General features: G+C 67.8%; 5 protein-coding genes. 4 read left to right on the top strand and 1 reads right to left on the bottom strand.

Going from position 1 to position 4,726, the window contains the following annotated elements:
- Positions 1 to 452, bottom strand: a 452-nt coding sequence (locus tag HUK84_RS10820) for an alcohol dehydrogenase catalytic domain-containing protein (protein ID WP_176640307.1), incomplete at its 3' end; no start/stop codon positions are given.
- A 207-nt stretch (positions 453 to 659) separates the two neighbouring features.
- On the opposite strand from HUK84_RS10820, the gene HUK84_RS10825 reads away from it, so the two are divergent.
- From HUK84_RS10825 to HUK84_RS10840, 4 genes are all read left to right on the top strand, one after another.
- Entirely contained in the window at positions 660 to 1,199 is a 540-nt protein-coding gene (locus tag HUK84_RS10825) for a heme-degrading domain-containing protein (RefSeq protein WP_176640308.1), read from the top strand.
- A 373-nt stretch (positions 1,200 to 1,572) separates the two neighbouring features.
- Positions 1,573 to 2,577, top strand: a complete 1,005-nt coding sequence (locus HUK84_RS10830; RefSeq protein WP_176640309.1) for a Gfo/Idh/MocA family protein — start codon at positions 1,573 to 1,575, stop codon at positions 2,575 to 2,577.
- Positions 2,574 to 4,001 (top strand): MFS transporter, encoded by a 1,428-nt coding sequence (locus HUK84_RS10835; RefSeq protein ID WP_176640310.1) that lies wholly within the window; start codon positions 2,574 to 2,576, stop codon positions 3,999 to 4,001. Before HUK84_RS10830 ends, HUK84_RS10835 begins: the two co-directional genes overlap by 4 nt.
- 95 nt (positions 4,002 to 4,096) lie before the next feature.
- Positions 4,097 to 4,726, top strand: a 630-nt coding sequence (locus tag HUK84_RS10840; protein ID WP_317135279.1) for a 2-keto-4-pentenoate hydratase, incomplete at its 3' end; no start/stop codon positions are given.

A 4,726-nucleotide genomic window follows, 5' to 3' on the forward strand; every position in this document is an offset into this window, starting at 1 on the left:
AGCCCCGGCGGCAGGCGGTGCAGTTGCGACGCCGCCACATTCACGACGCGGCGAAACCCGCCCTGCGTATGCGGCACACGGGCCGCGCTGCCAAAGAAGCGCACGTCGCGGCACAGATTGCGCAGCCCCCGCCGGCATTCCGGGCAAGTTCCGCACGGCCGCGCCGGGTGAATGGCCACCGGCGTCCCGGCCGGCAGGCCCGTCACCCCGCCGCCGCAGGTTTCGACGAAACCCGACACCTCGTGGCCCAGGATCATCGGCTCGCGCAGCACCGACGCGCCCACCCCGCCATGCTGCAGGTAATGCAGGTCCGACCCGCAGATCCCGCCCCAGGCGATCCGCACCCGCACCTCGCCCGGCCCGGGCGGCGGGGATGCCGCCGGCTCCATCCGCAAATCGCCCCTGGCATGGATGACCAGCGCGTCGGTCCGGGCAAAATCCATATCCGTCATGTCGTCGTCCTGAACAGAAGAAGAAACGGACAGAAGAACGGGATGGGCGGCGGCGCCCGGACTATCGTTCCAAACGGCCCCGGATCGAAATCACGATAAAGTAATTGTCGTTCCACATGGTATTGCCCGCGAGATCGTTCACATCATCAGGCGCCGAACAGACGTGACGACGTCGCCGGAGCGACACATGCCGAAGGGAACGACACCATGACCGATCACGCCCGGACGGGCGACACAGGGGCCGACGCCTCATCGCTGGCGCGCGATCTCGAACGCATCGCCCGGCAGGAGCGCGAACTCGTCCTGCCCGGCCTGACCGAGGAAGATGCCTGGATCCTGGGCTGCTGGCTGCGCCAGACCGCCAATGCCCGCCGCCATCCGATCGCCATCGACATCAGGCGGGGCGACCACATCCTGTTCAGTGCCAGCCTCGACGGCGCGACCCCGGACAATGTGGGCTGGATCGCCCGCAAGACCCGGGTCGCCGCGCGCTTCCACCGGGCATCGTACGCGATCGGCCTGCTGCTGCAACAGGAAGGCAAGACGATCACCCAGCGGTTCGGCCTGCCCGAATCCGACTATGCCCCGTTCGGCGGGGCCTTTCCTCTGCGCGTGCGCGGCGTGGGGGTCGTCGGCACGCTCTGCGTCTCCGGCCTGCCGCAGCGCGAGGATCACCGCCTGGTCGTCGAGGCCCTGGCCAGCTTCGCCGACATCCCGCTGGACCCGATCCAGCTCCCGCCCGTGTGAACCGGATGGCCATCCGGCCAGACGGAAATCCGGATAGAAAATTTTGCAGCGCACAAATACGAATTTGTGAACCGTCGCGCGGCGCTGGCCTCTTGCCGCGCGACGAACTCCCGTTGTCTATGGTGGAACTTCATACCCGGCCGGGCCGATGAACGGCGCCGTCGGGTCGAATCGTCAGGATTGCTGACCGACAGGGCGAACGACACCCAAGGGAACGACACCGGCGGCACGGTCGGTGACCGTGCCGAAATCGCCCTGCCTTACAGTATTCTGCCGGTCGCATATCTGCTCTCGAACGATAATCGATAATAAAAACCATGTCCGGGAACACAAAAACGACAAGACCGAGGCGGATGCCTCCAGGGGGGATTGAATGACACGTCCGACCGGATGGGGTCTGATAGGCGCCAGCAACGTCGCGCGGGAATGGATCATCGACGCGATCCGCGCCCAGCCGGGCGGTGAAGTCCGCGCCGTGCTCAGCAGCGACGAAGCGCGCGGCGCGGCCTTCGCCCGGGCGCACGGCATCGCCAGCCACACCACCTCCCTGCAGGCGCTGCTGTCCAGGCCCGATATCGACGCGGTCTATATCAGCACCAACAACAGTCTGCATCGCGAACAGACCATCGCGGCCGCGCGCGCCGGCAAGCATGTGATGTGCGAAAAACCCCTGGCCCTGTCCGTCGAGGACGCGACGGACATGGTGCATGCCTGCAACCATGCCCGTGTCGTTCTGGCGACGAATCATCATTTGCGCAACGCCGCCACCCATATCGCCATGCACGGCATGATCGAGGACGGGCGCATCGGCGGGCTGATCGCGGCCCGCGTCTTTCATGCCAATTTCCTGGCCGCCGCGCTGCAGGGCTGGCGGGTCAACGACCAGGGCGGCGGCGTCATCCTCGACAGCACCATCCACGACATCGACACGCTGCGTTTTCTGTTCGATGCTGATCCCACCAGCGTTTTCTGCATGACGCAAAGCGGACGCCTCGCCCGCGACGGGATCGCGGACGGCGTCATGGCCGTGCTGCGCTTTCCCGGCGACGTCCTGGTGCAGATCCATGGCGGCTATACGGTGCCCTACGCCCCGGGCGGGATCGAAATCATGGGCGAACGCGGCGTGATCATCGGCCGCGACTGCATGAGCCAGCGCCCCATCGGGTCGGTCGCGGTCCGAACGTCGGACGGCGAACACGAAATCCAGTTGAAGCACCACAATCTTTACCATCGTGCCTTCGAACTGTTCACCGCGGCGATCCATGGCGGGGGACGTCCCGCCGCCACCGGCGAAGACGGCGTCGCCTCCCTCGCCATCGCCCTGGCTTTGCGTGAATCCGCCCGTACAGGGCGCGAAATCGGGATCAAGCTGCCATGAAACAGCCAGTATTCGCCGGCACGGGCCATGCCGCCGGCGCCGGCCTGTCGATGCCCCGCGCCGCATCGCAGGCCGAGGCCCCGCACCACGTCATCACCGCCGCCGACCTGCGCCGCGCCGCCTGGACCAGTTCGCTGGGCAGCGCGCTCGAATATTATGATTTCGCGCTCTACAGCCTGGCCTCGGCGCTGATCTTCGGGCCGCTCTTCTTCCCCGGGCAATCGCCGACCGTGGCGCTGATCGCCAGTTTCGGCACCTATTTCCTCGGCTTCGCCGTGCGGCCGGTCGGCGGCATCCTGTTCGGCATGCTCGGCGACAGGTACGGGCGGAAGCTCGTCCTGCTCATCACGGTCACCCTGATGGGCGGCGCCAGTACCGCGATCGGCCTGATCCCGACCTATCAATCCATCGGGATCGGGGCGCCCGCGATCCTGATCCTGCTGCGCCTGCTCCAGGGGCTGGGCGCCGGCGCGGAACAGGCGGGGGCCGCGGTCCTGATGACCGAATACGCGCCCCGGGGCCGGCGCGGCTTCTATGCGGCCCTGCCGTTCCTCGGGATCCAGATCGGCACCGTGGTCGCGGCCGTCGTCTATTTCGCCCTCCTGTTCCACGTCACCGACGTGCTGCAGGGCTGGATGTGGCGCCTGCCCTTCCTGATCAGCTCGGTCATCCTGGTCGTGGCGCTCTATATGCGCGCGACGCTCAAGGAATCCCCCGCCTTCGCCGAGATCGAGGAAGAGGAACGCGCCCGGTCCGCCTCGCTCCCCGACGTGGTGCGGCAATCGTGGAAGACGATCCTGCTCGGCATGGGCCTGCGCATGGCCGAAAATGGCGGTTCGTCGATCTACCAGGTCCTGGCCGTCAGCTATTCGGTCAACATCGTCGGCATGCGCAACGCCACCGGCGCGCTGTCGCTGCTGTGCGCCGCCCTGGTCGGCACCATCTTCGTACCGCTCTCCGGGCTGCTCAGCGACCGGTTCGGCCGGGTGCGCGTCTATCGCGGCTTCGCCATCCTGCAACTGGTCGCCGCGATTCCGGTCTGGTACGTGCTCAGCCTGGGCATATTGCCGCTGACCATCATCGCCCTGTCGGTCGCGCTGGGCTGCGCCACCTGGGGCATGTTCGGCACCCAGGGCGCGCTGCTGCCCGAATTGTTCGGCGCCCGCCACCGCTATCTGGGCGTGTCCATGACGCGCGAGGTCTCGGCCGTGCTGTCCGGCGGCCTGGCGCCGCTGGCCGGCTCGCTGCTGATCGCCTGGATCTCGACCGCCCATCACGGCGACCCCCGCCCCGGGCAGCAGGCCTGGCTGCCGCTCGCCGGCTATGTCATGCTGCTGAGCGCGATGACGATCATCGCCACCTTCTTCACTCCCGATCCGCGCAACCGCGACCTGCTCGACCGGCGTGACATGATCGATACCTGAATCGATATCTGACATTGATCGACCGCTCCCCGTCGGGAGCGGTAACCTGGCCCGCCGCGTCCCGTCCCGCCGGGCAGGCTTGCAGGAGTATGTTCGTGACGTTCTCTGTCGACCGACTGGCTGAATCCTTCCTTCGCGTTCGCGCCGGCGCGCCGGCGCTTCCCCGTGTTCCCGACGGGTGCGACGTCCCCTCGCCGGACGCCGCCTACCAGGTCCAGCACGCGACGCTCCGCGCGCTGGGCGGCCGCATCGCGGGGTGGAAGGTCGGGGCCGCCACCCCGGATTCCGAGCCCTTCGCCGCCCCGATCCTGGATGCCACTCTGTTCGACGACGGCGCCCCGACCCGGTCGTCTACCCTGCCGCAGGGCCTGTGCCGCCATATCGGGGTCGAGGCCGAAATCGCCTATCGCTTCGGCCGCGCCCTGCCGCCGCGCGCCATCCCCTATACGACCGACGAAGTCTGCGACGCGATCGCCTCGGCCCACACCGCGATCGAAATCATCGACACCCGCTTCGTCGAGCCCGGCAGCCAGCCCGCGCTGGACCACCTGGCCGATCAGCAAAGCCACGGCGCGCTGTTCGTCGGCCCCGGCATCGCCGACTGGCGCGGCCTGGTCCCGGTTCAAGAACGCGTGACCTTGGCGATCGACGGCGCGGTGGTGGCCGACCATCCTGGCGGCAACTCGGCCGGCGACCCGATCCGCACCCTGGTCTGGCTGGCGGCC

Origin of the sequence: Nguyenibacter vanlangensis (assembly GCF_013376155.1) — a bacterium.
Taxonomy (GTDB): domain Bacteria; phylum Pseudomonadota; class Alphaproteobacteria; order Acetobacterales; family Acetobacteraceae; genus Gluconacetobacter; species Gluconacetobacter vanlangensis.

What these genes read in the sequence shown, in the direction of transcription:
- HUK84_RS10825 (WP_176640308.1), top strand. Translation starts at nt 660, where the DNA reads ATGACCGATCACGCCCGGACGGGCGACACAGGGGCCGACGCCTCATCG.
- HUK84_RS10830 (WP_176640309.1), top strand. Translation starts at nt 1,573, where the DNA reads ATGACACGTCCGACCGGATGGGGTCTGATAGGCGCCAGCAACGTCGCG.
- HUK84_RS10835 (WP_176640310.1), top strand. Translation starts at nt 2,574, where the DNA reads ATGAAACAGCCAGTATTCGCCGGCACGGGCCATGCCGCCGGCGCCGGC.